This is a genomic window from Actinoplanes regularis, from assembly GCF_900188005.1.
GTDB classification, from domain to species: Bacteria; Actinomycetota; Actinomycetes; order Mycobacteriales; family Micromonosporaceae; genus Actinoplanes; species Actinoplanes regularis.
Genome location: NZ_FZNR01000002.1, coordinates 865,176 through 891,240 on the forward strand (window position 1 = coordinate 865,176; position 26,065 = coordinate 891,240).

At 70.9% G+C, this 26,065-nt stretch carries 25 protein-coding genes; 18 read left to right on the forward strand and 7 right to left on the reverse strand.

Annotation, left to right across the window (positions count from 1 at the left end; translation table 11 throughout):
• The first annotated feature begins 91 nt into the window (after positions 1 to 91).
• Both CHC09_RS09020 and aceE read left to right on the forward strand, forming a co-directional pair.
• Entirely contained in the window at positions 92 to 496 is a 405-nt protein-coding gene (locus CHC09_RS09020) for a YjbQ family protein (protein ID WP_089292497.1), read from the forward strand.
• 153 nt (positions 497 to 649) lie between these two features.
• Positions 650 to 3,388, forward strand: a complete 2,739-nt coding sequence (gene aceE, locus CHC09_RS09025) for a pyruvate dehydrogenase (acetyl-transferring), homodimeric type (protein WP_089292498.1) — start codon at positions 650 to 652, stop codon at positions 3,386 to 3,388.
• A 53-nt stretch (positions 3,389 to 3,441) separates the two neighbouring features.
• Here the strand turns inward: aceE and CHC09_RS09030 are convergent, their stop codons facing one another.
• Positions 3,442 to 3,975, reverse strand: coding sequence for a dihydrofolate reductase family protein (locus CHC09_RS09030; protein ID WP_089292499.1), 534 nt, complete (start codon positions 3,973 to 3,975; stop codon positions 3,442 to 3,444).
• 108 nt (positions 3,976 to 4,083) lie between these two features.
• Between CHC09_RS09030 and gltX the strand changes: the two genes are divergently transcribed.
• Together gltX and CHC09_RS48340 are read left to right on the forward strand one after the other, a co-directional pair.
• Entirely contained in the window at positions 4,084 to 5,496 is a 1,413-nt protein-coding gene (gene gltX / locus CHC09_RS09035; protein WP_089292666.1) for a glutamate--tRNA ligase, read from the forward strand.
• Positions 5,497 to 5,802: 306 nt separating this feature from the next.
• Positions 5,803 to 6,486 carry a hypothetical protein gene (locus CHC09_RS48340; RefSeq protein ID WP_089292500.1) on the forward strand — a complete coding sequence of 228 codons (684 nt, stop codon included), beginning with the start codon at positions 5,803 to 5,805 and terminating at the stop codon, positions 6,484 to 6,486.
• Between the two features lie 33 nt (positions 6,487 to 6,519).
• Here the strand turns inward: CHC09_RS48340 and CHC09_RS09045 are convergent, their stop codons facing one another.
• Both CHC09_RS09045 and CHC09_RS09050 read right to left on the reverse strand, forming a co-directional pair.
• Positions 6,520 to 7,152, reverse strand: a complete 633-nt coding sequence (locus CHC09_RS09045) for a TetR/AcrR family transcriptional regulator (RefSeq protein ID WP_089292501.1) — start codon at positions 7,150 to 7,152, stop codon at positions 6,520 to 6,522.
• A 144-nt stretch (positions 7,153 to 7,296) separates the two neighbouring features.
• Complete coding sequence (locus CHC09_RS09050; RefSeq protein WP_089292502.1) at positions 7,297 to 7,512, reverse strand: hypothetical protein; 216 nt, start codon at positions 7,510 to 7,512, stop codon at positions 7,297 to 7,299.
• A gap of 248 nt (positions 7,513 to 7,760) precedes the next feature.
• Here CHC09_RS09050 and CHC09_RS09055 point away from each other — a divergent pair, with 248 nt between their 5' ends.
• The 6 genes from CHC09_RS09055 (at position 7,761) to CHC09_RS09080 (ending at position 13,892) form a co-directional block, all read left to right on the forward strand.
• Complete coding sequence (locus tag CHC09_RS09055; protein WP_275407854.1) at positions 7,761 to 8,951, forward strand: PucR family transcriptional regulator; 1,191 nt, start codon at positions 7,761 to 7,763, stop codon at positions 8,949 to 8,951.
• A gap of 154 nt (positions 8,952 to 9,105) precedes the next feature.
• Complete coding sequence (locus tag CHC09_RS09060) at positions 9,106 to 10,035, forward strand: ACP S-malonyltransferase (RefSeq protein WP_089292503.1); 930 nt, start codon at positions 9,106 to 9,108, stop codon at positions 10,033 to 10,035.
• A gap of 34 nt (positions 10,036 to 10,069) precedes the next feature.
• Positions 10,070 to 11,017, forward strand: a complete 948-nt coding sequence (locus tag CHC09_RS09065) for a beta-ketoacyl-ACP synthase III (protein WP_179277006.1) — start codon at positions 10,070 to 10,072, stop codon at positions 11,015 to 11,017.
• A gap of 69 nt (positions 11,018 to 11,086) precedes the next feature.
• The gene (locus CHC09_RS09070; protein WP_089292505.1) at positions 11,087 to 11,329 is read left to right on the forward strand and encodes an acyl carrier protein; all 243 of its coding nucleotides are present in this window, start codon (positions 11,087 to 11,089) and stop codon (positions 11,327 to 11,329) included.
• A gap of 1 nt (position 11,330) precedes the next feature.
• Positions 11,331 to 12,557, forward strand: a complete 1,227-nt coding sequence (gene fabF / locus CHC09_RS09075) for a beta-ketoacyl-ACP synthase II (RefSeq protein ID WP_089292506.1) — start codon at positions 11,331 to 11,333, stop codon at positions 12,555 to 12,557.
• A gap of 117 nt (positions 12,558 to 12,674) precedes the next feature.
• Positions 12,675 to 13,892 (forward strand): carboxyl transferase domain-containing protein, encoded by a 1,218-nt coding sequence (locus CHC09_RS09080; RefSeq protein ID WP_089292668.1) that lies wholly within the window; start codon positions 12,675 to 12,677, stop codon positions 13,890 to 13,892.
• 2 nt (positions 13,893 to 13,894) lie between these two features.
• On the opposite strand, the gene CHC09_RS09085 is transcribed toward CHC09_RS09080, so the two are convergent.
• Positions 13,895 to 15,646 carry a glycoside hydrolase family 3 protein gene (locus CHC09_RS09085; RefSeq protein WP_089292507.1) on the reverse strand — a complete coding sequence of 584 codons (1,752 nt, stop codon included), beginning with the start codon at positions 15,644 to 15,646 and terminating at the stop codon, positions 13,895 to 13,897.
• A gap of 37 nt (positions 15,647 to 15,683) precedes the next feature.
• Positions 15,684 to 16,175 carry a DUF3145 domain-containing protein gene (locus CHC09_RS09090; RefSeq protein WP_089292508.1) on the reverse strand — a complete coding sequence of 164 codons (492 nt, stop codon included), beginning with the start codon at positions 16,173 to 16,175 and terminating at the stop codon, positions 15,684 to 15,686.
• A 243-nt stretch (positions 16,176 to 16,418) separates the two neighbouring features.
• Here CHC09_RS09090 and CHC09_RS09095 point away from each other — a divergent pair, with 243 nt between their 5' ends.
• Complete coding sequence (locus CHC09_RS09095; RefSeq protein WP_089292509.1) at positions 16,419 to 16,745, forward strand: hypothetical protein; 327 nt, start codon at positions 16,419 to 16,421, stop codon at positions 16,743 to 16,745.
• An 81-nt stretch (positions 16,746 to 16,826) separates the two neighbouring features.
• Here CHC09_RS09095 and CHC09_RS09100 read toward each other — a convergent pair whose 3' ends face one another.
• Positions 16,827 to 17,441, reverse strand: a complete 615-nt coding sequence (locus CHC09_RS09100; RefSeq protein WP_089292510.1) for a carbonic anhydrase — start codon at positions 17,439 to 17,441, stop codon at positions 16,827 to 16,829.
• A gap of 150 nt (positions 17,442 to 17,591) precedes the next feature.
• Here CHC09_RS09100 and CHC09_RS09105 point away from each other — a divergent pair, with 150 nt between their 5' ends.
• The 5 genes from CHC09_RS09105 (at position 17,592) to surE (ending at position 23,116) form a co-directional block, all read left to right on the forward strand.
• Positions 17,592 to 18,542, forward strand: a complete 951-nt coding sequence (locus CHC09_RS09105) for an alpha/beta fold hydrolase (RefSeq protein WP_089292669.1) — start codon at positions 17,592 to 17,594, stop codon at positions 18,540 to 18,542.
• 153 nt (positions 18,543 to 18,695) lie between these two features.
• The gene (locus CHC09_RS09110; protein ID WP_089292511.1) at positions 18,696 to 20,819 is read left to right on the forward strand and encodes a HelD family protein; all 2,124 of its coding nucleotides are present in this window, start codon (positions 18,696 to 18,698) and stop codon (positions 20,817 to 20,819) included.
• A 121-nt stretch (positions 20,820 to 20,940) separates the two neighbouring features.
• The gene (locus CHC09_RS09115) at positions 20,941 to 21,252 is read left to right on the forward strand and encodes a hypothetical protein (protein ID WP_143232249.1); all 312 of its coding nucleotides are present in this window, start codon (positions 20,941 to 20,943) and stop codon (positions 21,250 to 21,252) included.
• Between the two features lie 56 nt (positions 21,253 to 21,308).
• On the forward strand, positions 21,309 to 22,253 hold the full coding sequence (locus CHC09_RS09120) for a PfkB family carbohydrate kinase (protein ID WP_239138137.1): 945 nt from the start codon (positions 21,309 to 21,311) through the stop codon (positions 22,251 to 22,253).
• Positions 22,250 to 23,116: a 5'/3'-nucleotidase SurE gene (gene surE / locus CHC09_RS09125; RefSeq protein ID WP_089292513.1), complete on the forward strand. Its 867-nt coding sequence runs from the start codon at positions 22,250 to 22,252 to the stop codon at positions 23,114 to 23,116. The genes CHC09_RS09120 and surE overlap by 4 nt, the downstream gene beginning before the upstream one ends.
• 43 nt (positions 23,117 to 23,159) lie before the next feature.
• Here surE and CHC09_RS09130 read toward each other — a convergent pair whose 3' ends face one another.
• Entirely contained in the window at positions 23,160 to 23,522 is a 363-nt protein-coding gene (locus tag CHC09_RS09130; protein ID WP_089292514.1) for an STAS domain-containing protein, read from the reverse strand.
• Positions 23,523 to 23,818: 296 nt separating this feature from the next.
• Between CHC09_RS09130 and CHC09_RS09135 the strand changes: the two genes are divergently transcribed.
• Together CHC09_RS09135 and CHC09_RS09140 are read left to right on the forward strand one after the other, a co-directional pair.
• Positions 23,819 to 24,316, forward strand: a complete 498-nt coding sequence (locus CHC09_RS09135; protein ID WP_089292515.1) for a hypothetical protein — start codon at positions 23,819 to 23,821, stop codon at positions 24,314 to 24,316.
• Positions 24,317 to 24,566: 250 nt separating this feature from the next.
• Entirely contained in the window at positions 24,567 to 26,036 is a 1,470-nt protein-coding gene (locus CHC09_RS09140; protein WP_089292516.1) for a serine/threonine-protein kinase, read from the forward strand.
• The last annotated feature ends 29 nt before the right edge of the window (positions 26,037 to 26,065 follow it).

Consider the following 26,065-nt stretch of genomic DNA (forward strand, 5'->3'; position numbering starts at 1 on the left):
AGCCCTGCCACCCGCCGAAAACCCGATCATGCGTGTCGATCTTCGAGCGTCACCGTCCGCGATGGTCCGTCCGGGCGAATAGGCTCGGCGGATGCGTACCGAAGTGATCACCGTACGGACCGGGAGCTCCCCCGTCGTCGTCGACATCACCCGTGAGGCGGAGGCCTTCGTCGCGTCCGAGCAGGACGGCCTGCTGCACGTCTTCGTGCCGCACGCGACCGCCGGGCTGGCGATCATCGAGACCGGCGCGGGCTCCGACGACGACCTGCTCACCGCGATCGACGACCTGCTGCCGGCCGAGGACAAGTGGCGGCACCGGCACGGTTCGCGCGGGCACGGCCGTGATCATGTGCTGCCGGCCTGGATCCCGCCGTACGCGACGCTCCCGGTGGTCGCCGGCCGGATCGCGCTCGGCACCTGGCAATCGATCTGCCTGGTCGATCCGAACGGCGACAACCCCACACGGCAGGTCCGCTTCTCGTTTCTACAAGGGTGATTCACAAAGTTACCGGTCAGTACATGTGTCGCGTATCGCTGCACGAACCGTTAGGCGTGACGACGCCCACCGTTAAGGGGCAGGATGGGAGACCTCCGGGCGATACGCCACCTGGATCGCACCGGTTCCGACACTCAACCAAGAGGATTGCCTGTGGCCACGGAGCGTAAGCGCCCGGTGATCAGCGATGGCCTGCCGAGCCAACTTCCGGACATCGACCCCTCGGAAACGAACGAGTGGGTCGAGTCCCTCGACGGAGTCATCGACGAGCGGGGCGCAAAACGAGCCCGTTACGTGATGTTGCGCCTGCTGGAGCGCGCTCGCGAACGACAGGTGGGCGTTCCGCCACTGACGTCCACCGACTACATCAACACCATTCCCCCGGAGCGCGAGCCCTGGTTCCCGGGTGACGAGTTCGTCGAGCGGCGGATCCGGGCCTACGTCCGGTGGAACGCCGCCATGATGGTGCACCGCGCGCAGCGTCCCGAGATTGGCGTCGGAGGCCACATCTCGTCGTACGCGTCCAGCGCCAGCCTCTACGAAGTCGGCATGAACCACTTCTTCCGGGGCAAGGACCACCCGGGCGGCGGCGACCAGATCTTCTTCCAGGGTCACGCCTCCCCCGGCATGTACGCCCGGGCGTACCTCGAGGGCCGCCTGAGCACCGACCAGCTGGACGGCTTTCGCCAGGAGCTGAGCCACCCGGGCGGCGGCCTCCCGTCGTACCCGCACCCCCGGCTGATGCCGAACTTCTGGGAGTTCCCGACCGTCAGCATGGGCCTCGGCCCGATGAACGCGATCTACCAGGCCCGATACAACCGTTACCTGCACAATCGCGGCATCAAGGACACCAGCCAGCAGAACGTCTGGGCCTTCCTCGGCGACGGCGAGATGGACGAGGTCGAGTCGCTCGGCGCGATCGGCGTGGCCGCCCGCGAGGAGCTGGACAACCTCACCTTCGTGGTGAACTGCAACCTGCAGCGCCTCGACGGCCCGGTGCGCGGCAACGGCAAGGTCATCCAGGAGCTGGAGGCCTTCTTCCGCGGCGCCGGGTGGAACGTGATCAAGGTCGTCTGGGGCCGGGAGTGGGACTCGCTGCTCGCCGCGGACACCGACGGCGCGCTGGTCAACCTGATGAACGCGACGCCCGACGGTGACTACCAGACCTACAAGGGCGAGTCCGGGGCGTACGTGCGGGAGCACTTCTTCGGCCGTGACCCGCGCACCCGCAAGCTGGTCGAGCACATGACCGACGACGAGGTGTGGAACCTCAAGCGCGGCGGTCACGACTACCGCAAGCTCTACGCGGCCTACAAGGCGGCCACCGAGCACACCGGCCAGCCGACGGTGATCCTCGCCAAGACCATCAAGGGCTGGACGCTGGGCTCGCACTTCGAGGCCCGCAACGCCACGCACCAGATGAAGAAGCTGACCCTGCCGGACCTCAAGGGCTTCCGGGACCGGCTCTACCTCGACATCAGCGACAAGCAGCTCGAGGAGAACCCGTACCTCCCGCCGTACTACCACCCCGGCGAGAAGTCCGACGAGTACCAGTACATGCTCGAGCGGCGCCGCGACCTGGGCGGGTCGATCCCGTCCCGGCGCACCAGGGCGAAGTCGCTGCAGATCCCGGACTCGAAGGCGTTCAGCGACGTCAAGCGGGGCAGCGGCAAGCAGAAGGTGGCCACCACGATGGCCTTCGTCCGCCTGCTCAAGGACTTGATGAAGGACAAGGAGTTCGGCGCCCGGTGGGTGCCGATCATCCCGGACGAGGCCCGTACCTTCGGCATGGACTCACTCTTCCCGACCAAGAAGATCTACTCGCCGCACGGCCAGACGTACACCTCGGTGGACCGGGAGCTCTTCCTGTCCTACAAGGAGGCGACGAACGGCCAGATCCTGCACGAGGGCATCAACGAGGCCGGGTCGACCGCGAGCTTCATCGCGGCCGGTACGTCGTACGCGACGCACGACGAGCCGATGATCCCGCTGTACATCTTCTACTCGATGTTCGGCTTCCAGCGGACCGCCGACGAGCTCTGGGCGGCCGCCGACCAGATGACCCGCGGCTTCCTGCTCGGCGCCACCGCCGGGCGGACCACGCTGAACGGTGAGGGCCTGCAGCACGAGGACGGGCACTCGCTGCTGATCGCGGCGACGAACCCGGCCGTGGTGGCGTACGACCCGGCGTTCGCGTACGAGATCGCGCACATCATGGAGAACGGCCTGCATCGCATGTACGGCGAGCAGCAGGAGAACATCTTCTACTACCTGACCATCTACAACGAGCCGGCGATCCAGCCCGCCGAGCCCGCGGATGTCGACGTGGAGGGCCTGCTCAAGGGCATCTACCTGTACTCGAAGAGCTCGGTCGGCAAGGGTCCGAAGGCGCAGATCCTGGCCTCCGGCACGGGCATGCGCTGGGCGCTCAAGGCGCAGGAACTGCTCGCCCAGGACTGGGGGGTCAGCGCCGACGTCTGGTCGGTCACCTCCTGGACGGAGCTGCGCCGCGACGCCATCGAGGCCGAGGAGCACAACCTGCTCCACCCGAGCGACGAGCCGCGCAAGCCGTACATCCAGCAGAAGCTGGAGGCGAGCGAGGGCCCGTCGGTGGCGGTCAGCGACTGGATGCGGGCGGTGCCCGACCTGATCGCCCGCTGGGTGCCGAACGGCTACACCTCGCTGGGTACCGACGGCTTCGGCATGAGCGACACCCGGCACGCGCTGCGCCGCCACTTCCACGTGGACGGCGAGTCGGTCACCGTCGCCACGCTGCGCGAGCTCGCGCTGCGCGGCAAGGTGCCGGCGCACGTACCGGGCGAGGCCGCCAAGAAGTACGCGATCGACGACGTCAACGCGGCACCGGTCGGTGAGACCGGCGGCGACAGCTGATCGACTGATCTGAACGGGGTCCGGCGCGAGACGCGCCGGGCCCCGTTTTCGTCTCAGGCCGGCACGTAGGTGACCACCTGGACGCCGGTCTTGGTCTGCCAGCTCTCGCGCAGCGACAGCGCGATCCTGGTGCCGTCCGCCCAGAGCCGGCGCCCTTCGCCGTGCACCACCGGGAAGATCATGATCCGGTACTCGTCGATCAGGTTGTGCCGGGTCAGGTAGTTCACCAGGCTCGCGCTGCCGTTGATCAGCAGGGTGCCCGGGCGGGCCCGGAGCTCGGCCACGGCGTCCGCCACCTCGCCCTCGAGGAACGACGCGTTCCACTCCGGCGTGCTCAGCGTCGTGGTCGCCACGTGCTTGGGCATCGAGTTCATCTTCACCCCGAAGTCCCCGGTCGTCGCCTCCATCTGCGGCCAGGCGGCCTTGAAGCCCTCGTAGGTGTGCCGGCCGAGCAGCAGCGCGTCGGCCTCGCGCAGGTTCTCCGCCTGCCAGCCGCTGAGCTCCTCGTTGAAATAGGGGCCGCTCCAGGCCGGCTCCTCGAAGACGCCGTCGAGCGTCACGTACTCCACCGCGACCACCTTGCCCATGATCCCCAGCTCCTTATTTAACCGACTCTTTAATTAACTGATCGGTAAAGTACGCCGTTCGTCACCGCCATGTCAAATTCCCCTCGTGAGTCTCGGTACGCTGTGGCGGTGACTGTTCGCGTACGTTTCGCCCCCTCACCCACTGGCATGTTCCACGTCGGCGGCGCCCGCTCGGCGCTACAGAACTGGATTTACGCCCAGCAGCACGGCGGTGTCTTCGTGCTCCGGATCGAGGACACCGACGCGGCCCGCAACCGGCCCGAGTGGACCGAGGGCATCATCTCGGCGCTGGACTGGATCGGCATCGAACGCGGGACGTACGAGGGCCCCTACTACCAGTCGTCCTACGCGGCCGACCACACCGCCGCCGCCACCCGGCTCTACGGCGAGGGCAAGGCGTACTACTGCGACTGCAAGCGCGAGGACGCGGTCGCCCGCACCGGCAACTCGCACACCGGCTACGACGGGTTCTGCCGCGAGCGCGCGCTCGGCCCGGGCGAGGGGCGCGCGCTGCGCTTCCGCACGCCGGACGAGGGCGAGACAGTCGTCGAGGACCTGGTCCGCGGCAAGCCCACCTTCGACAACAAGCTGCTCGAGGACTTCGTCATCGCCCGCAGCGACGGCTCGGCGGTGTTCCTGCTGGCCAACGTGGTCGACGACATGAGCATGGGGATCACCCACGTGTTCCGCGCCGAGGAGCACCTGCCGAACACGCCGAAGCAGCAGCTGCTCTGGGAGGCGCTCGGCGTCACTCCCCCGGTCTGGGGCCACGTCCCGGTGATCGTCAACGAGAAGCGCCAGAAGCTGTCCAAGCGCCGCGACAAGGTCGCCCTGGAGTCGTACCGCGACGAGGGCTACCTCGCCGCCGCGATGCGCAACTACCTGATGCTGCTCGGCTGGGCGCCCACCGGCGACCGGGAGATCGTCCCGTGGTCGGTGGTCGAGGCGGAGTACCGGATCGAGGACGTCAACCACGCCCCGGCGTTCTTCGACGTCAAGAAGCTGCGCGCGTTCAACGGCGAGTACATCCGGGCCCTCACCCCGAGCGAGTTCACCCAGGTCTGCGCGCCGTGGCTGTCCGGCACCGAGACCATCCCGGCCCCGCCGTGGTCGCCGGAGAAGTTCGACTCCGAGGTCTTCACCACGATCGCCCCGCTGGCGCAGACCCGGATCGCGGTGCTCTCCGAGATCGTGGAGTACGTCGACTTCCTCTTCCTCGACGAACCGGTGCGAGACGAGGCGTCCTGGGCGAAGGCCATGAAGGAGGGCGCAGTGGACATTCTCGACGGCACCGCGGCCGCCTTCGCCGACCTCACCGACTGGACCGCCGAGGCGCTCAAGACCGCTTTGGAGCAGGTCGGCGAGGCACGCGGGCTGAAGCTCGGCAAGACCCAGGCGCCGGTCCGGGTCGCGGTCACCGGTCGCACCATCGGCCTGCCGCTGTTCGAGTCGATCGAGGTGCTGGGCCGGGAGCGGACCCTGTCCCGGATCGCCGCCGCCAAGGCTCGCCTTTCCGCCTGATCAGGCCCCCTTCTACCGCATTTGACGGCCGGCCACCATAGCTGGTCGTCGAATGCGGTGATGCGGTCCGCTACATGGGTGGCCACCGCCCCCATCGATTGCGGGGACTGGGTAATATTTCGGCCGCTGATCAACGGCTTTACCGTCCTCCGCGTTCGTCCCGCCAAATGGCTCCAATTCACCCTGCCGCGAGATGCGGCCGGGTTGGTGCTCGGGAAGGCTGGAGGCTGATGCCGGGCGCCGGTCATCACCGGTGCACGAGCAGCAGTCCACGTAGCCATGTCATCCACGGACGGGGGAGGTCGGATGGTGGTTCGACAGGCGATGAAACGGATGGCCGCGGCGATCGCGCTGGCGATCGCGGCGGCCGTGACGCTCGGTGCGGCTCCGGCCGTGGCGGCCGAGAAGAACGACACGGTCGCGGCGACCAAGCCGAAGCCGCAGCCGGACACGATCCTGCTGACCGGCGACAAGGTGCCGGCGGAAGGCATCAAGGTCCTGCAGGCCGAGGACCCGAAGCTCTTCCGGATGCTGATGGAGGAGGTGGGCTGGCTCGCGTCGGCCACCCCCCAGACCGCGGCGCCCAAGAAGGACAAACTGGGCCCGAGGTTCACCATCAAGGTCCTGATCAAGGAGAAGGCGACCCAGCTGTACGACCTGTACCCGCTGGCCACCGGCGGTCCCCGGGCACACCGGCCGGCCAACCAGCCGTCCGGGACGAAGACCGACGGCTGGTTCTACGGCCGGCTCTCCATGTCCGAGTCGCTGCGGCTCAGCGGCGCGGCGCTCAAGGAGAAGCCCGACGTGGTCAACGGCGGCATCGGCGGCGGGATCGGGGAGAACCTCAACTCGTCCGAGCTCGACCCGGTGACCGGCGCGAGCCAGGTCTTCGGCGAGATGCGCCGCCTGCTCCTGCTGAACGGCGCGATCCTGCTGGTCATCCTCAGCGGCCTGGCCGGGATGGCCTTCCTGATCCGCCGGCGCATCTGACGCCTACCCGAGCAACGCCGTACGAACCGGCCCTCACCGCGGTATTTCGCACCTCGAAAGACCGTCGTGGGGGCCGGCGGCCTGTTCGACGAGAGCGGCCAGATCTTCCAGGTCGGCGTCGAACTCCGCCTCCGTCGCGGCCGGATCGAGCCCGCGTTCTTCCTTCCCCCGGTCCTCCGTGGGGCCCGGTGGGGCTCCGGCGGGCAGGCCGCCGGTGATCTCCCCGGTGGTGTAACCGAGGAGGAAGGCGCAGATCATCCGGGCCAGCCGCGGGACCTCCCGGTCGCTCACCCCGGCGTCGTGCAGGATGCCGCGCAGGGCCGCGGTCAGCCAGTACGACGAGGATCCGGCCGCGGCGCGGTTCAACAGCAGGGGGAAGGCGCCGGGGTGGGCGCGGGCGAGCGAGCGCACCGCCCGGCCCAGCGCGCGCAGCCGCTTCCGCCAGTCGATCTCCGCGAGATCATCGCCGACCGACGTGCCCAACTCCAGGTGCAGAAGATCGACCAGACCGTCGAGCAGGGAATCCTTGCCACCGACGTACGGGTAGAGCGCCATCGACGTGAGCCCGACCCGCTCGGCCACCGCCCGCATCGACATGGCGGCCAGCCCTCGCTCGTCCACCAGGGCGAGCGCCTGGTCCAGGATCAGCCGTCTCTTGTCGTCCACCTGTTCACCTGACCAGCGGCGCCGCTCCGGTAGGCGAAACGCGCCCGGGCCACCGCTCGCACTCACTCGAACGAGGCGAGCGGAAAACTACCCGGCGCACGCGAAAGCCACGAATGCCCCGAGCCGGAAGTAGTCAGCCCCGAGTCAGCACCAACGGCCGGGTGGGCGGCCGCGGCCCGCGGCCCGGCGGCGAGGGCGCACGGCACCGTGCAGGTGGGCACCCGCCCAGCCCCGCAGCTCGGTGCGGCAACCGACCCGGCCCGGCTCCGACACGGCGATCGGCTCCTCGTCGGCGACCGGTGGCAGCTCTTCAAGGGCGGGATCGATCTCGGCACGCGTCGCGTCGTCCCGTTCCATCATCGCCCCTCCTCGATCCTCGATATCGGTCCTGAGTCGCTTCTTCGGCACCGTCTCTTCATCGGCACTCCCGGGCCAAGGTTGAACCCCGACCGGGAGGCACTAGTCCGACACGATGCCAGGTCACTGACAGGAATCGCGGGAGAGGCGCACCGCTACATCCGATAATCGTTATAAAAGTAACGAAAGCGTCAGGTTCGCATCGCCCGGAGGCGGCGTGACACTCTGGGCAGGTGGCGGACAGCCGAAGCATCGAATCCTCGCCGGAAACCTCTACGAACCCGCTGCAACCTGCGACATTGCGCCGGATCGAGCGGCACGCGGGAGCCCTGGCGAGTTCCGCGGTGGCCCGGATGGACGAGACACTGCCATGGTTCCGGGCACTGCCGGCCGATCAACGGTCCTGGGTGATGCTCGTCGCACAGGCCGGCGTGCGGTCCCTGGTCGAGTGGCTGCGCTCGGGCGCGACCGTGGCGGCCAGCACCCAGGAGATCTCCGACGAGGTGTTCGCCGCCGCGCCACGCGCGCTGGCCCGGGCCATCACGCTGACCCAGACCGTGCAGTTGGTCAAGGTCACCATCGACGTCGCCGAGGCCGAGGTGCCCGGCTTCGCCGCCAAGGGCGAGCGGGACCTGCTGCTCCAGGCGATCCTGCGGTTCTCCCGGGAGATCGCCTTCTCCGCCGCCCGGGTCTACGCCCGGGCCGCCGAGTCCCGCGGCGCGTGGGACGCCCGGTTGCAGGCGATGCTGGTCGACGCTCTGCTCCGGGGCGACTCGTCGGACGTGCTGGCCAGCCGGGCGGCCGCGCTGGGCTGGGTGGACTCGCCGCCGGTGGCGGTGGTGGTGGGTCGCTCGCCCGGCGGCGACATCACGGCGGTGCTGCACGCGCTCTACCGGGCCGCCCGCCGGGCCCGGCTCGAGCTGATCGGCGGCCTGCACGGCGACCGGCTGGTCGCGGTGGTCGGCGGTGCGGCCGACCCGGTGGCCACCGCGGCCGCGCTGAGCTCGGGTTTCGGCGAGGGGCCGATCGTGGCCGGGCCGGCCGTGCCGACCCTGGAGCAGGCCACCGAGTCGGCCCGGGCCGCGCTGGCCGGCTTCCGGGCCGCGCCGGCCTGGCCGGGCGCACCGACCCCGGTGGCCGCCGACGACCTGTTGCCGGAGCGGGCTCTCGCCGGCGACCTGGACGCCCGCCGGAAACTCCGCCACGACGTGTACGCCGCGCTGGCCCGGGCGGGCGGGGGCCTGCTGGAGACGCTGGACGCGTTCTTCGCCGCGGGCGGGGTACTGGAGAGTGCGGCCCGGGAGCTCTACGTGCATCCGAACACGGTTCGTTATCGGTTGCGGCGGATCACCGAGGTCACCGCGCTCTCCCCGCTGGACGGCCGGGACGCCTTCGCGCTGCGGATGGCCCTGAGCATCGGGCGCCTGGATCCTGCGGCGTGAGTCACACAGGGCTACCACTAACGAACAGACCGAGGAATAGTGTCTAACCAGGGCAACTTACCCCACGTTTTGTAGGTTTCCTACAAGGCTTGTCGTAGGGTTTCGTTGCACCCGGCAACCCCGGAACGCCCTCCGATCGGGAAGAGTCGTCACCGTGCTCGCCGTACTCTCACCTGGCCAGGGTTCCCAGAAGCCCGGCTTTCTGACCCCCTGGCTCGAACTCCCCGACGCCGCGACCCGCCTCACCGCGTGGTCCGCGCTCGCCGGGGTCGACCTCGTTCACCTCGGCACCGACGCCGACGCCGACGAGATCAAGGACACCGCCCGGACCCAGCCGCTGCTGATCGCGGCCGCCCTGCTCGCCGCCGAGCAGCTGCCGCTGGAGCTGGTCGGCGTGGTCGCCGGCCACAGCGTCGGCGAGCTCGGTGCCGCCGCGGTCGCGGGTGTGCTGTCCGCCGAGGACGCCATCACGCTGGCCGGGGTCCGTGGCCGGGAGATGGCCGCGGCCTGCGCCCTGGAGCCGACCGGGATGTCCGCCGTGCTCGGCGGCGACCCGGACGAGGTGCTCGCCACCATCGAGAAGCACGGGCTGCACCCGGCGAACCGGAACGGCGCGGGCCAGATCGTCGTCGCCGGGGCGCTGCCCGCGCTGGCCGACTTCGCGGCCGCTCCGCCGGCCAAGGCGCGGGTGATCGCGCTGCAGGTGGCCGGAGCGTTCCACACGCCGTACATGGCGCCCGCCGAGGCGGCGCTGGCCGCCGCCGCGGGCGGGGTGACCGCCCACGACCCGGCCCGCACCCTGCTGTCGAACCTGGACGGCACGGCCGTCACCGGCGGCCCGGAGATGGTGAGCCGGCTGGTGCGCCAGGTCACCGCGCCGGTCCGGTGGGACCTGTGCATGCGCACCCTCAAGGACCTCGGCGTCACCGGGGTCATCGAGCTGCCCCCGGCCGGCACCCTCGCCGGCCTGGTCAAGCGCGAGCTCAAGGGCGACGGCGCTCCGGAGATCGTCACGCTGAACACACCGGACGATCTGCCCGCCGCGCGCGATCTGATCGCCCGCCACGCCACGCCACAGCACTGACGCGCTCAGTCGCGACAGAAGGAGGAACAGGATGATCGCGGGTTCCCGCATCGTCGCGATGGGCCACTACCAGCCCTCGCGTGTGGTCACCAACGAGGATCTGACCAGGACCCTGGAGACCAACGACGAGTGGATCCGGAGCCGGGTCGGCATCGCCGAGCGCCGGATCGCGGACACCGAGACGGTCGCCGACATGGCCACCTACGCGGCCGAGAAAGCGCTGGCCGCCTCCGGGCTCGCCGCCGCCGACATCGACCTGGTCGTGGTCGCGACCTGCTCGTCGATCGACCGCTGCCCGAACGTCGCCACCCGGGTGGCGAACAAGCTCGGCATCGCCGCCCCGGCCGCGTACGACCTGAACACCGCTTGTTCCGGCTTCTCCTACGCGCTGGGCAGCGCCGACCACGCGATCCGGGCCGGTGCCGCCCGCAACGCCCTGGTGATCGGCGCGGAGAAGCTCTCCGACGTCACCGACTGGTCGGACCGCACCACCGCGGTGCTGTTCGGCGACGCCGCGGGCGCCGCGGTGGTCTCCGCCGTGCCGGAGGGTGAGCAGCCCGGCGTCGGCCCGGTGCTCTGGGGCTCGGCCCCGGACAAGGGCGACGTGCTGCGGATCGAGGGCTGGCAGCCGTACATCAAGCAGGAGGGCCAGGTGGTCTTCCGCTGGGCGACCACCGAGCTCGCCCCGTTCGCCATCGAGGCGTGCAAGCGGGCCGGGATCGAGCCGTCCGAGCTGGCCGCTTTCGTGCCGCACCAGGCGAACACCCGGATCATCGACGGCATCGTCAAGCGGCTGGGCCTCGGCCCGGACGTGATCGTCGCCAAGGACCTGGTCGAGTCCGGGAACACCTCCGCGGCGAGCGTGCCGCTGGCCCTGTCCAAGCTGATCGAGCGCCGCGAGGTGCCCTCCGGGGCGCCGGTGCTGCTGTTCGGCTTCGGCGGTGGCCTCACCTACGCCGGTCAGGTCGTCCGCTGCCCGTAGCGGCGACTGCCCGTGTCCTGTTAGTAACACCAGTTTCGAGCATCGGTTTCGAGAGGAAAAACAACAACCATGGCTACTCGCGAAGAGATCACCTCCGGCCTCGCCGAGATCCTCGAGGAGGTCGCCGGCGTGAACCCGGAGGACGTCGCCGAGGGCAAGTCGTTCACCGATGACCTGGACGTCGACTCGCTGTCGATGGTCGAGGTCGTGGTGGCGGCCGAGGAGAAGTTCGGCGTCAAGATCCCGGACAACGAGGTGCAGAACCTGAAGACCGTCGGCGATGCCGTCAACTACATCACGGCGAACGCCTGAGATGAGCACTGTAGACGTCGTCGTCACCGGGCTCGGCGCGACGACCCCGCTGGGCGGGGACGTCGCGTCCACTTGGGACGCTATGCTCGCCGGCCGCTCCGGGGTGAGTCCGCTCACCCAGGAGTGGGCCGGGCAACTGGCCGTACGTATCGCCGCGCAGATCGCCGTCGACCCGGCGGAAGTGATCGAGCGGGTCAGGATGCGGCGACTGGACCGCAGTGAGGCGATGGCCATCGTCGCCGCCAACGAGGCCTGGGCCGACGCCGGCCTGGCCGGCACCGGCCTGGACCCGGAGCGCCTCGCGGTCAGCTTCGGCAGCGGTATCGGTGGCGCGATCACCATGCTCGACCAGGACGACGTCCTGGAGCAGTCCGGGCCGCGCCGGGTCAGCCCGCACACGGTGCCGATGCTCATGCCGAACGGCCCGGCGGCGTACGTCGGGCTGGAGCTCGGTGCCCGGGCCGGGGTCCGGGCCATGGCCAGCGCCTGCGCCACCGGCGCCGAGGCGGTCGCCCTGGGTCTCGACCTGATCCGGGCCGGCCGGGCCGACGTGGTGGTGGCCGGCAGCACCGAGGCCGTCATCCACCCGCTGCCGATCGCCGGTTTCGCCTCGATGCGCGCCATGTCGACGCGGAACGACGACCCGGAGCGGGCGTCCCGGCCCTGGGACAAGAACCGGGACGGGTTCGTCCTCGGTGAGGGCGCCGGCGCGCTGATCCTGGAGCGCGCCGACCACGCGGCCGCCCGTGGGGCCACCGTGTACGCCCGCCTCGCCGGTGCCGGGATCACCTCGGACGGCTACGACATCGTCCAGCCCGACCCGGAGTGCAACGGCGGGATCCGGGCGATGCGGATGGCGGTCCGCGACGCCGGTCTGACCGGCGCCGACATCGTGCACGTCAACGCGCACGCAACCTCGACCCCGGTCGGCGACATGGGCGAGATCAAGGGCATCAAGGCCGCTCTCGGCAGCCACCCGGTGATCACCTCGACGAAGTCGATGACCGGACACCTGCTGGGCGCGGCGGGCGCGCTGGAGTCGATCGCCACCATCCTGGCGATCCGCGACGGCGTGGTTCCCCCCACCATCAACCTCGACGACCCGGACGACCGGCTCGACCTCGACGTGGCGGCGCACAAGGCCCGTCCACTGGAGATCGCGGCCGCGATGAACAACTCGTTCGGTTTCGGTGGCCACAACGTGGCCCTGGTCTTCACGCGTTCCTGACCAGGAAGAGTTGGGACGGGCTCCCGGGGCTGTGCCCTGGGAGCCCGTCCGCATGAAGGAGGAGCCGTGAACCGCGACCCGCAATCGCGGCTGCGCGCCTTCTTCGACCACGACACCATGCGGCTGCTCGCCGCCGGGGACGACTCGGGGGTGCTGCACGCCCGCGGGTCGGTCGACGGCACGCCCGCCGTCGCCTTCGCCACCGACGCCACCCGGATGGGCGGCGCCGTCGGCGTGCGGGGCTGCCGGCGCATCGTCGAGGCGATCGACCTGGCGGTCCGCGAACGCGTTCCGGTGGTCGGCGTCTGGCACTCCGGTGGGGCCCGGCTCGACGAGGGCATGGCCGCCCTCGACGCGGCCGGTCAGGTCTTCGCCGCGACGGTGCGGGCCTCCGGCCGGATCCCGCAGGTCTCGGTGCTGCTCGGGCCGACGGCCGGCAGCGCCGCGTACGCCTCGGCCCTCACCGACATCGTGATCACGAGTACGGGTGGCGCCACGCACGCCGCACACCTGATCACCGACGACGACGCGACCGCGGTGGCCGAGAGCCGCCGCACGGTCCGGATGCTGGGCCACCCGGGCCGGCTGACGCCGGCGGACGTCAGGCCGGGCAGCACCCTGGGCCGGCCGCTCGACTCACTGTTGCCGGTGGGGACGGACCAGGCCTATGACGTACGCCCATTGATCCGTGCCCTGCTCGACGGCGACGGCCTGGAGCTGCACGCCTCCTGGGCCCCGAACGTGGTGACCACGCTGGGCCGTTTCGCCGGCCGCACGGTCGGGGTGGTCGCGAACAACCCCGACCACCTGGACGGCTGCCTCGACGCGGACGGCGCCGAGAAGGCCGCCCGCTTCGTCCGCATGTGCGACGCCCTGGCGCTGCCGTTGATCGTGCTCGTGGACACCCCGGGCTACCTCTCCGGCCAGGGCCGGGAACCGGACGGCGTGGTGGTGAGCGGCGTCCAGCTGCTGCACGCCTTCGCCGAGGCGGTGGTGCCCCGGGTGACCCTGCTGACCCGCCGCGCGTACGGCGGCGCCTACCTCGCCATGAACTCCACCGCCCTCGGCGCCTCCGCGGTGTTCGCCTGGCCCGGCACGAAACTGGCCGTGCACGATCCCGCCGAGGCGGTGCCCATCCTGCACCACCGGCGGATCGCGGCCGCACCGCCCGACGAGCGCGACGCCCTCCACGAGCGGCTGGCCCGGGACCAGGTCGAGAAGCCCGACGGGCTGGTCGACGCCGTCATCCGGCCGGAGGAGACCCGCCGGCGGATCGCCGAGGCGTTGGCCGCGGCGCCGCCCGCCCGCGGCGCCCACGGCAACATTCCCCTGTAGACCTACTTCACGCAGGCGCTGCGGGGCAGTCCGGCGACCGCGACCGGCGATTTACCCGGCGCGGGGGCCTTACCGGCGAGCACCGCGGCCAGCGCGTCCAGCGACAGTTTGCTGGACGAGTACGTCGCCAGCAGGGTCGGTGACTTGGCGTAGGCGAGCAGCCCGGGCAGGTCCATCATCACGGTCACCGCCGCGTCCGGGGACAGGTCGATCGGCTTGTCGCCGTACCCCACCAGGCGGATCTCCGCCCCGCCCGCGGCCTGCACCTGGACCCCGGCCGCCTGGAGCGCCTTGACCAGGTTCGCCCGGGCCAGTTCGCGCGACGACGGCGCGGTCACCGTGACCGCCCCGCTGACCAGCGGCCCGGAGCAGCGCCCGCGCAGCACCGTGATCGAGGCCGCGTCCAGCGCGGAGACCGCCTGCTGGTGCGCGGCGGAGCCGACCACGGACAGGTCCGGCTGCGGGGTGGCCGCGGTCCGGAACTTGAGGGTGAGGATCCGGGTGACCGCCTCGACCAGCCGCTCCCGCTTCAGCGCGCCGCTCTTCAGCCCGGCCAGGATGCCGTCCCGGGCGGCACCGATGTCCGGCGGCATGAGCAGCATGTCGTTGCCCGCGTTGAGAGCGCGGACGGCCGCCTCACCGGCCGGCCACTTCTTCGCCGGCGCCATGTTCATCGCGTCGGTGATCGCCACCCCGGTGAACTTCAGCTCGCCGCGCAGCACGCCGGTCATCACCTTGTGGGAGAAGGTGGCGGCCACCCCCTTGTCCACCGCCTGCAGGTCCAGGTGGCCGGACATCACCAAGCCGGCACCGGCCTGCACGCCGGCCTGGAACGGCGGCAGGTCCTGGGCCCGCCAGGCGGCCGCGCTCTGCTTGATCACCGGCAGCTCGTCGTGGCTGTCCCCGCTGGTGTGCCCGTGACCCGGGAAGTGCTTGAGGGCGGATGCCACCCCGCCGGCCTGCATGCCACGGACGGCGGCGGCGACCTGAGCGGCGTTGGCCTTGGGGTCCGATCCGTACGACCGGGATCCGATCACCGCGCTTCCGGCCGCTCCGAGGGTGTCGGCGACGGGGGCGAAGTCGACCGTGACGCCCATCGCGGCCAGCTCCTCGCCGGCCGCGCGCCAGGCCGCCTCGGTCAGCTCCGGCTTGCCGGCGGCGCCCATGGCGAGCGCCGACGGGAGCAGGGTGACCCCGTCGGTGATCCGGGTCACCACGCCGTACTCCTGGTCGGTACCGATCATCAGCGGGGCCGCGGCGGGCAGCTGCCGGGCCGCCGCCTGCAGGCCGTCGGTGAGCGCCCGGACCTGTTTCGGATTCTCCACGTTCGACGTGGGGTTCGTCTTGCCGGTCGGGTCCTGCTGGGTGAAGGAGACCAGGATCAGGCCGCCGAGCCGGTACTTGACGATCATCTCGGCCGGCGTGTTCACGCCGGCCAGCTGCCGGTTGCCGGCCGCCGCTCCGGCGTCCACCTGGGTGGCCGAGCCGCCGTAGGCGTAGGGCATCAGCACCTGGCCGGCCAGGTCCTCGTCGGTGAGCCGGGCCACCGTGTCCGCGGCCCGCACCGCCGGGTCGATCGGCGGTGCGGACGCCGACTCGGAGATCGGGGCGGAGGCGGAGGCCGTGAGGGGGCCGCCCGGGGGGCCGTTCGACGCGGCACCCTGCGGAGCCTTGGCACCGTCCCCGCAGGCTCCGGCGAACAGAAGCAACGGGGCGACAAATGCGACGCGGGAGAACTTTTTCACGATCGCCATCGAATCAGGTCACGGAAAGCGCCGCCACGCGATCCCCCTACCCCACCCGGGTGAGCAGCGTGACCGGGGCCCCGTCGCCGGCGTACCGGTACGGCTCCAGCTCCGCGTCCCAGGCCGTGCCGAGCGCCCGTTCCAGCGCGTGCGCCAGCGCCTCCGGAGCCCGGGCGGACGCCATGATGGCGCGCAGCCTGTCCTCGCCGATCTGGATGTCGCCCGAGGCGCCCATCGTGCCGTGGAACAGCCCTCGGCCGGGGACGTGCATGAAGCGCTCGCCGTCCAGTCCCGGGCTGGGTTCCTCGGTCACCTCAAAACGGATCATGGGCCACTGCCGGAGGGCAGCAGCCAGCTCGGCGCCAGTTCCCGCGCGTCCGGTCCAGCTGCACTCGGCTCGGCGCATGCTGGGGTCGACCGGCTGCACGGTCCATTGCAGGTTGACCGGCGCGGTCAGGACGCGCGCTATGGCCCATTCGACGTGCTGGCACACGGCGAGCGGGGTTGAGTGGACGTATACGACGCCACACGTTGGCACGGTGACCTCCCGGAGACCGAGGTGCGTCTTCCCCTACGACCTCGACCGCGGTTGATCGTGTCCCATGATGCCGGTTGGTACGGATGGTGCGCCAGAGAATCCGCAACATCGACTGCGGGACCAGTCGTAGTGGCATATCCAGTCCAACGCCCGTACCTGCTCCGACGGCACGGTTCACCAGCGGTCGTGTAGAGTTGATACGGCCTTTTTATCTGCTCAAGCTTTTCCTCAAGGAGTACCGCCGTGGCGAGCAACACCTCAAAGACCGCCCGCGCATCAGTCCGCGCCGGCCAGAGCACCGGTGGCGCCCTCAGCGTGCTCGGTGAGTACAAGTACCTCATCCCGCTCGCCAACGGCCGTTACGCGTACGTGCGCAACCTGACCAACGGCAAGACCACCCACCTCTCGACCGCCTCCGACGCTTTCGTCGAGGAGATCCGGGTGCTGGCCGGTGCCGGCCACGGCACCAAGATCCGTGCCGAGCTGACCGCGCTGCACACCAGCAACCCGGGACACGGCTGGGCCGACGCCGAGCAGCGGCTCGTCGACGCCGGTGTCTTCGAGGGCTGAGCAGCCTCGCTGAAAGAAGGCACCTCCCGGTTCTCACCGGGAGGTGCCTTTTCGCGTCTGGCGATGATCAGCACATACGGATCAAGGTTTGCTGAGGAACTCCACCCACCCGGTGTCCAGGTCGTAGATCGCGCCGACCACGTCGAGCCGGCCCTCGGCGACCGACGCCGCCAGCCCATCGCTCTCCCGCAGCCGCTGCGCGGTGCGGATCACGTGCGCCCGGACCACCTGATCGGTCGCCGACGGGTCGTCCAGGTCGATCCCGTCCGCCGCGGAGGCGATCTCTCCCACCAGATAGCCGACGTCGCCCTCCGGACGGGCGCCGGAGCGCACCGCACCGACCGTGGCGGTCACCGCGCCGCAGCGCTTGTGTCCCACCACCACGGCGAGCGAGACGCCGAGCGACGACACCGCGAACTCCACCGAACCGAGCATCGACCGGTCGAGCACGTGCGCGCCCGAGCGGGCCACGCAGATCGAGCCGAACGGCTGGTCGAAGATCGCCTCGAGCGGCACCCGTGAGTCGATGCAGCCCAGCACGACCGCGTGCGGCTGCTGCCCACCGGCCGTGGCGGCGGCCTGGGTGACATTATGACCGTAGTGTGGCTTTCCGTACACGAATCGCTTGTTGCCCGTGATGAGTTCACCCAGGGCGGTGCCCGGGGTGGTGGCCCGGGCGGCTCGGATGGCTGTCATGTCGTCGATTCTCGCGACCCGGACGGCCAGGGAAAGTAATTGCGAGGCAACTCACGGCGACCGTTATGGACGCTAGCGATTTCAAGTAACCGCGAGTGATGATTATTACCCGTGGGTACATGCGGGGGCGTGAATCACGCGGAGGTGCCCGTGTCCGAACGAACCGACATCCTGCTCCCCGACGGCGCGCGCCTGCATGCCGAGCTCTCCGGCCCGGCGGACGCCCGGGTGACCGTGGTCCTGCTGCACGGCTGGTGCCTGGATCGGCGAACCTGGCGGCATCAGGCGCAGACGCTGGACGGGCTCGGCCTGCGGGCACCGAGAGTGATCGCGTACGACGCCCGGGGGCACGGCCGCTCCTCCGCCACCCGGCGCAGCTCGGCCACCCTGGATCAGCTCGGCGACGACCTGGCCGAGGTGCTGCGGCGGCTGGCGCCGGCCGGGCCGGTGGTGCTCGCCGGGCACTCGATGGGCGGTATGACGATCATGGAGTACGCCCACCGCCACTCCGCCGAGTTCGCCGACCGGGTGGCCGGCCTGCTGCTGGTCTCCACCACCGCGGAGGGCCACACCCACACCCGGTACGGCCTCCCGGACCCGGTGGCCGGGCTGATGCGGATGGGCGAGACCTTCGGCGCCGGCGTGCTGGCCCGTTCCGGCGTCTGGCGGCCGCACCGGGCCGTACTGCCCGCCCTGGCCCCCGCCCTGCGCTGGCTGCTCTTCGGCGACCGCTGCGCCGAGGACGACCTGAGCCTGACCCTGCGCAGCGTGGGCCGGACGTCGCTGCGCTCGATCGGCGGCTTCCGGGAGTCGATCGGGACGCAGCAGCGGCTGGACACCCTGGCAAAGCTCGGGAACATGCCGGCCGCCGTGCTGGTCGGGGACCGGGACCGGCTGACCCCGCCGGCGTGTGCCGAGTCGATCACCGCCGCGCTGCCCAGCGCCGAGCTGTATGTCCTGGCCGGGGCCGGGCACATGCTGCCGCTGGAGCGCCCGGAGGAGGTCTCCGACGCCCTCGTCTCGATCATCCGCCGGGTGTACCGCGGCGTCGGTGGGAACACCCGCGCGGCCGGACTGGAGCGGGGCCGGCTGGCCGCTTAGCCGGAACATCCGCACCCCGCCGCTCGTTTCTGAAAGGCTCGAACGATGCGGTGAATCCCAGGCCGCCTCGTCGCGAGTTGCCGGGCAGGAGTAAGTTCGATTGCCCCCTTCGCGCGAGCGCTGGTGGTGCGCATGAAAGGGAGAACGACCGACTTGAGCGACGCCACCGTCCTGCAACAGGAGATCGCGGTCGAGCAGCAGCATGTGGACCTGGTGTACGCCCGGCTGGCCGAGCTGCGCCAGGACGCGTCCCGGGCCGAGAAGGAGGGCTATCGCCTGGCCGGCGTGGGTACCTTCGGGGCCCTGGTCGAGCGCGACGCGATGGTCTTCCACGCGGCCCGCCGCCGGCACGCCCTGGACACCGAGTACGAGGGCCTGGTCTTCGGCCGTCTCGACCTGAAGACCGGCGCCACCCACTACGTGGGCCGGATGGGCATCCGCGACGACAGCTCGAAGCCGCTGGTCGTCGACTGGCGGGCACCGGCCGCCGCCGCCTTCTACCGGGCCACCCCCGCCGAGCCGCTCGGCGTGGTCCGGCGCCGGATGATCCAGTCCAGCCGGGAACGGGTGCTCGGCATCGAGGACGACCTGCTCGACCCCGAGTCGGCGCCGCCCGGCATGCGGGTGGTCGGCGACGGCGCGCTGCTGGCCAGCCTGGCCAAGGCGACCGGCCGCGGGATGCGTGACATCGTCGCCACCATCCAGCGCGAGCAGGACGACGCGATCCGCTCCCCCGCCGGCGGGGTGACGATCGTGACCGGCGGCCCGGGCACCGGGAAGACCGCGGTGGCCCTGCACCGCGCGGCCTACCTGCTCTACTCCGACCGCAGCCGGTTCGCCGGCGGCGGCATCCTGGTGGTCGGCCCGTCCGGGGTGTTCGTCGAGTACATCGCGACCGTGCTGCCCTCGCTCGGCGAGGAGACCGCGACCCTGCGCTCGCTCGGCTCACTGGTGCCGGGCTACGACGCGACCCGGGTCGATCCGGGCGAGGTGGCCGCGATCAAGGGTTCGCTGCGGATGCGGCGGGTGCTCGAGCGTGCCTCGCACGACGCGGTGCCGGGCGGCCCGACCGAGCTGCGCCTGCTCTACCGCGGCGTGCTGCTGCGGCTGAACGCCCAGCAGCTGGAGCAGATCCGGCGCAAGGCGCTGCCCCGGGGCGCGCGCCGCAACGAGGTCCGTGGCCACGGCTTCGACCGGGTCTTCGACGCGCTCTGGGCGCAGGCCCGCGAGCAGAAGGTGACCGGACTGCCGGAGAAGCGGGAGTTCGAGTCGGAGCTGGCCGACCGCGGCGACTTCCGGAACTTCCTGCGGGCGTGGTGGCCGCGGTTCACCCCGATGCGGGTGCTGCGCTGGCTGGCCGAGCCGAAACGGCTCCGGGCGTACGCCAACGGGCTGCTCTCCCGCGAGGAGATCGCCGCCCTGGAGGGCTCCTTCGACGGGCTGGCCGAGCACGGGCCGACGATCGCCGACGTGGCGCTCCTCGACGAGCTGGACGAGCTGATGGGCCGCCCGCGGCAGGCCGCGAAGAAGACCAAGAACCCTTTCCACGTACGGGACGGGATCCAGGAGGTCAGCACCTACGCCGACCGGCAGGCCGCCGCGCGGGCCCAGCAGGTCCAGCGCGAGGAGGACTACCGCGACTTCGCGCACGTGGTCGTCGACGAGTCGCAGGACGTCTCGCCGATGCAGTGGCGGATGATCGGGCGCCGTGGGCAGTACGCGTCCTGGACGATCGTCGGCGACCCGGCGCAGACCGCCTGGTCCGGTGACCCGGAGGAGCTGGATCGGGCCCGGGAGCGGGCGCTCGGCTCCCGCAAGCGCAACGGTTACGCGCTGACCACCAACTACCGGAACTCGTCGGAGATCTTCGCGGTCGCGGCCGGCGTGATCCGGGCGATCATGCCGGACCTGCCGCTGCCCTCGGCGGTGCGCTCCACCGGCGTCGATCCGGTGGACGTGGTGACGGGCCGGGCCCTGCTGCCGGCGGCGGTCCGTGAGCTGACCGAGAAACAGCTCGCGGACGTGGACGGGACGATCGGCGTGATCGCCCCGGTGCCGCGCCGGGACGAGATGGCCGGCTGGGTGGAGGGCCTGCCGGAACGCGTGCAGGTGGTCACCGCGCTGGAGGCCAAGGGCATGGAGTACGACGCGGTCGTGCTGGTCGAGCCGGGCGAGATCGCCATCGACCGGGCCGGGGTCCGCACCCTGTACGTCGCCCTCTCCCGCGCCACCCAGCGCCTGACGACGGTCGGCACGAACCCCGCCTGGCACCCGTAAAGGCTCTGGCCGGCTCCGGCGTCGTGGACGCCGGAGCCGGCCGGTGTGGGCGGCTGCCGTGTCCCTCTCCGGACGGTGACCGGTATGGCGATCATCACATCGATGGCGAAACAATTGATCCATGACCCCACCGGTTCAACATCGCCCCCGGGTGATCTGGGACGGCGCCCGTGCCCTGGTCCGCGCCGCCCGCGGTCCGGACTTCTTCGACTTCAGCTGGCGGCTGCGTGAACTGCTCGGCCAGGAGATGTACTCCGAACTGATCGCCACCCACGAACGGCTGGTGGCGGCGGATCTCCGGACCGGCGGTGACCGGTCCGCCACGGACCTGGAGGCGGGCAAGTGGCGCATCCGTCTGGAAGAGTTGCTCGACGCCCGCCCGGAACTGACCCACGCGATCATCGAGCTCACCGGCAAAGGTTTCGAGGCCTGAAAGGTCGCTTCTGTTCTTTTTGGTATCCGCCACGCCGGATGCGCAAAAAGATGAGAATGCCAAACATGAGCGACGGTCGGGTCATGGTCTTCGCGCCGGCTCCACAGCTGACGGTGACCATCGAGCAACACCACGACGAACCCGAATTGCACGTGCATCCGGGCGGCCAGGGCATCTGGCAGACCCGGATGCTCACCTCGCTGGGTGCGAAGGTGACCCTCTGCACGGCCGCCGGCGGCGAGGTCGGCCGGGTGCTGACCCCACTGATGACGGAACTGGCCGGGGTGACCATGCGGCTGGTGACCCGCGACCACGGCACCGGCTGGTACGTGCACGACCGGCGTAGCGGTAGCCGCCAGCAGATCGCCGAGCGGCCCGGCGTCCCGCTCTCCCGGCACGAACTGGACGAGCTCTACAACCTCACCCTCGCCGAGGGCCTGCGAGCCGGCATAGCGATCCTGAGCGGCCCGGCGCACCCCTCGGTGATCAAGCCGGAGGTGTACGGACGGCTCGCCACCGATCTGCGCGCGAACGGCTGCCGGGTGATCGCCGACCTGTGCGGCCGGTACCTGGAGGAGGTGCTCGCGGCCGGTCTCAGCGTCGTCAAGATCAGCCACGAGGAGCTGATCAAGGATGGGCTGGCCTCCGACGGCTCCACCCATGAGCTGCTGAATGCCCTGGTCAAACTGAACTCGGACGGCGCCGAGGCGGTCCTGGTGTCGCGCGCCGACGAGGGCGCGCTGGCCCTGGTCGACAACGAGATCTACTCGGTCACCCTGCCCCGGCTGACCGCCGCCGAGCACCGCGGCGCCGGTGACTCGATGACCGCCGGAGTGGCCGCCACCCTGGCGCACGGCGGCTCGATGACCGAAGCGGTGCGCACCGGCGCGGCCGCCGGCGCCCTCAACGTCACCCGGCACGGCCTCGGGACCGGGCACGTCGACGCCGTCCGGGTGCTGACCGAACGAGTCCGCCTGACCCCGATCAGGAAGGCATCATGACCGCAAATCCGGGCACCCAGCGCAACCTGAGAATCCTCATCACCAACGACGACGGCATCGAGGCACCGGGCATCCGCTGGTTGGCACGGGCTTTCGGGCACGCGGGGTACGACACGGTGGTCGCCGCCCCGCTCAGCGAGTCCAGTGGTAGCAGCGCGTCGATGACCGCGGTCGTGCACGACGGCAAGATCGTGTCGGAGCCGCACGACCTGGCCGGCGCGAAGGGCGTCCCGGCGTACGGCGTGGCCGCCTCCCCCGCGTACATCGTCCTGCTCGCCCTCCGGGAGGCCTTCGGCCCGCCGCCGGATCTGGTCGTCTCCGGCATCAACCGGGGCGCCAACGCGGGTGCCGCGGTGGTCCACTCGGGGACCGTCGGCGCGACGCTGACCGCCTCGCACGCCGGGCTGCGCGGCCTGGCAGTCTCGCTGGACGTGCTCACCCCGGCCCAGGCGACCGCGGCCAGCGGCGGCGCCGCCCTCGACGCCATCCACAAGGCCGACGAGGAGAAACACCACTGGGCCAGCGGCGCCGAACTGGCCGTGCGGATGATGCCGTCGCTGATGCACACCCCGCCCGGCACGGTCTACAACCTGAACGTCCCGGATCTGCACCTCGACGGCATCCGGGGGCTGAAGCAGGCGTCCCTCGCCCGCTTCGGTCAGGTCCAGATGAGCATCGCCGAGGCCGGTGACGGCTTCGTACGCACAGCGGTCCAGGCCGCCGAGGAGGAGCTGGATCCGGGCACCGACCTGGCCGCCCTGGCCGACAACTTCGCCGTGGTCACGCCGATCCGCGCGCCCCACGAGGACACCCGGGTCCGGATCAACGTCGACGCGATCCGACTCCAGTCCCGGACGATCTAGCCCCGAAGTGACTCATGTCACAGATCGGGACCGTGGGTCTGCCCTACAGAGGCGAGACGCCTTCGAGTGAGGCGAGGCCGTCGGACTCGGCCTGCGGATTGCCGAAGAGGCCGAGCAGGCCGGTCACCCAGAGCTGCTTGTGAGCGAAACGGCTGGGCCGGGTCACCACCACCTTGACCCCACTGACCTGGGCCAGCTGGAAGGCCGCCACGAGGGCACTGATGCCGACGGAGTCGATGAAGGTCACATGTCGCATGTTGAGCTCGATGCGCGCCGGAGAGCCGACGGCAAGTTGAGCCGCCACGGCCTCACGGATCTCGTACGCGTTCTCGACGTCGATCTCGCCGCGCGGCGAGATCTCGACGGCGCCGTCAGCCAGCGTCGACGTCGTAATCGACAGCGTCACGCCTCTTCCCTCCACCCGCCCGGTCGTCCCGGGCGTTGTTTCCTCTGTGCGACAGGCCGTCCAGATCACCCTGAAGAGCAGGGTGGAAGGGACTACCCCCGGAAGGTTTCGGTGAAACTGACCGAAAGGTTAGGCCCCGAACCTGTTAGACACCTGAGTGGCCCTGTGAGCGAGGTCAAGACTACTGGGGGCCGTCAAATCGTTTTGAAAACGTGATGCCATCCATGCCGGACGTTTGCCGCGGTCCCCACCGGGGCACGAACCGGAGTGCAGGGCGAGCGCAGGAGGTAACCGAGATGTTCGCGACGAGGAACCACCGCACCGAACGGACGGCCTCCCAGGCCTGGGAATACCTGTCGGCCGCCATGGCGACCGCCGGGGAGACCGCCAAGGACGCCGGCAAGCAGGCCCTCACCACGGCCGACCGGGCGAGCCGGCAGGGTCAGAGACTGGCCGGTGACACCGGCCGGCGCGGCCGCAGACTGGCCGCGAAAGCCAACAAGCGGAGCCACAAGCTGGCCCACCGGGCGAGCAAGAAGGGTCAGGTGCTGGCCGGGCTCGCCGGTGACGCCGCCGACGAAGCCTGGACCCGTGCCAACGCCGCCGCCAACGCACTGGCCGGGCGGAGACCGGGCCGGCCGTGGGGCCTGATCGCCGGGATCGGCCTGCTCGGCCTGGCGGCCGGCTGGGTCGCCGCGACGACCGCCCGCGCCGCGCTGGAGCGGGAGGCCGAGAACGAGCAGCTCGAGCTCTCCGAGACGGCGGTGATGGTCACCCCGACGTACGGGGAGTGACCGCGGCGGAACGAAGAGTTCGACGGGGTGCGGCGGCCGGATCCGGCCGCCGCACCCCGTGGTTCCGGGCCCGGTTCCCGGCGTCGCGGGGCACCGTCCTGCCGCAGCTCATCGAGGATTTCGTGACCGAAATAGAGGTGCCTCCGCTGACCCTCCCGTTGATCGGCCGGGCTCTGTACTCTTGAGCGGCGTTGCGCACGATCAGAACGCCTCACGCGGCCCGGCCGCCCGATCAGAAAAGGTCCACCTGGTGCTCAGTGCGGGACATCTCCTGGACAACCGCTACCGGTTGGACGAACGGATCGCGACCGGTGGCATGGGTGACGTGTGGTGCGGCACCGACGTGGTGCTGGGCCGTGTCGTCGCGGTGAAGGTGCTGCGCACCGCGATGCTGGACGATCCGGAGTTCGCCGCCCGGTTCTACGGCGAGGCCCGGATGATGGCCGCGTTCCGGCATCCCGGCGTCGTCGAGGTCTACGACTACGCGGAGGCCGGCGACTCCGGCGGCCCGGAGAAGGTCGCCTACCTGGTGATGGCGTTCGTCGAGGGCGAGCCGCTGTCCAACCGGGTGAAGCAGGGCCCGATCCCGGTCGACGAGACCCTGTCGATCGTGGCGCAGGCCGCCGACGCGCTGCACGCCGCGCACGAGGCCGGCATCGTGCACCGCGACATCAAGCCGGGCAACCTGATCGTGAAGCCGAGCGGCGCGGTCATCCTGATCGACTTCGGCGTCGCCCGGTCCAACGCGATGACCAGCATGACCGGGCTGAACGCGATCGTCGGCACCGCCCTCTACATGGCCCCCGAGCAGGTCGCCAAGGGCAACCTGACGCCCGGCACGGACGTCTACGCGCTGGGCGCGGTGGCCTACCACTGCATCGCCGGTTACCCCCCGTTCGACGGGGACAACGCGTTGCAGGTGGCGCTGCGGCACCTGGAGGACGAGCCGGAACCGCTGCCCAGTTACGTGCCGTTCGAGGTGCGCGAGCTGATCGCCCGGGCGATGGCGAAGCAGCCGGCCGACCGGTTCGCCAGCGCCGCCGAGTTCGCCGAGGCGGCCTACGCGGCGGTCGGCTCTCCGAAGGACTGGAAACGGCTCACCGGCACCTCGCTGATCGCCCCGCGGAGCCCGATGCCGATCAGCCCGGCGCCGAACACGCAGCCGATGCCCCGCTCGCACTCGACGACCGGCACGCACTCGCTGAGCGGCCCGCGCTCGATGACCGGCTCGCAGCCGATGACCCGACCGCGGATGTCGCCGGCCCCGCCGCCGATGCCGCCGCCACCGGTGGCGATGCCGCGCACGCAGCGCGGCCTGATGATCGTCATCGTCGCGCTCTTCGTCCTGGCCGGGGGCCTCGGGGTGGTGTGGGCGCTGTCCAGCGGCACCGGCGCCGACGCCAGCAAGGACGGCGGCACCACCAAGACGAAGCCGAATCAGACCGTCGAGCAGCCGTTCGGCCCGGACGACCAGGAGAGCGCGGCCCCGGTGGAGACCGACTCCGCCGAGCCGTCCACGGCCCCCACCAAGAAGACCAGGACCACGGCGCCCACCGCCACGGCCACCTCCCAGGCGCCGTCGGCACCGCCGAGCACCGGCCCGGCGAGCACCCCGCCGACGGACAAGCCGACGAGCACCCCGCCGACGGACAATCCGACGACCACCACGACGGCCCCGACGCCGACCACCCCGCCGACGGAGCCGAACGCCGGGACTTGACCCTGACACCGTGTCAGGCGGGACGGTGG

Excerpts from the sequence above, each read along its gene's own strand:
- CHC09_RS09070 (WP_089292505.1), top strand. The coding sequence starts at position 11,087 with ATGGCTACTCGCGAAGAGATCACCTCCGGCCTCGCCGAGATCCTCGAG.
- fabF (WP_089292506.1), top strand. The coding sequence starts at position 11,331 with ATGAGCACTGTAGACGTCGTCGTCACCGGGCTCGGCGCGACGACCCCG.
- CHC09_RS09100 (WP_089292510.1), bottom strand. The coding sequence starts at position 17,441 with ATGACAGCCATCCGAGCCGCCCGGGCCACCACCCCGGGCACCGCCCTG.
- CHC09_RS09085 (WP_089292507.1), bottom strand. The coding sequence starts at position 15,646 with ATGGCGATCGTGAAAAAGTTCTCCCGCGTCGCATTTGTCGCCCCGTTG.
- CHC09_RS09050 (WP_089292502.1), bottom strand. The coding sequence starts at position 7,512 with ATGATGGAACGGGACGACGCGACGCGTGCCGAGATCGATCCCGCCCTT.
- CHC09_RS09080 (WP_089292668.1), top strand. The coding sequence starts at position 12,675 with ATGCGGCTGCTCGCCGCCGGGGACGACTCGGGGGTGCTGCACGCCCGC.
- CHC09_RS09135 (WP_089292515.1), top strand. The coding sequence starts at position 23,819 with ATGTTCGCGACGAGGAACCACCGCACCGAACGGACGGCCTCCCAGGCC.
- CHC09_RS09115 (WP_143232249.1), top strand. The coding sequence starts at position 20,941 with ATGACCCCACCGGTTCAACATCGCCCCCGGGTGATCTGGGACGGCGCC.
- CHC09_RS09030 (WP_089292499.1), bottom strand. The coding sequence starts at position 3,975 with ATGGGCAAGGTGGTCGCGGTGGAGTACGTGACGCTCGACGGCGTCTTC.
- CHC09_RS09020 (WP_089292497.1), top strand. The coding sequence starts at position 92 with ATGCGTACCGAAGTGATCACCGTACGGACCGGGAGCTCCCCCGTCGTC.
- CHC09_RS48340 (WP_089292500.1), top strand. The coding sequence starts at position 5,803 with ATGGTGGTTCGACAGGCGATGAAACGGATGGCCGCGGCGATCGCGCTG.
- CHC09_RS09120 (WP_239138137.1), top strand. The coding sequence starts at position 21,309 with ATGCCAAACATGAGCGACGGTCGGGTCATGGTCTTCGCGCCGGCTCCA.
- surE (WP_089292513.1), top strand. The coding sequence starts at position 22,250 with ATGACCGCAAATCCGGGCACCCAGCGCAACCTGAGAATCCTCATCACC.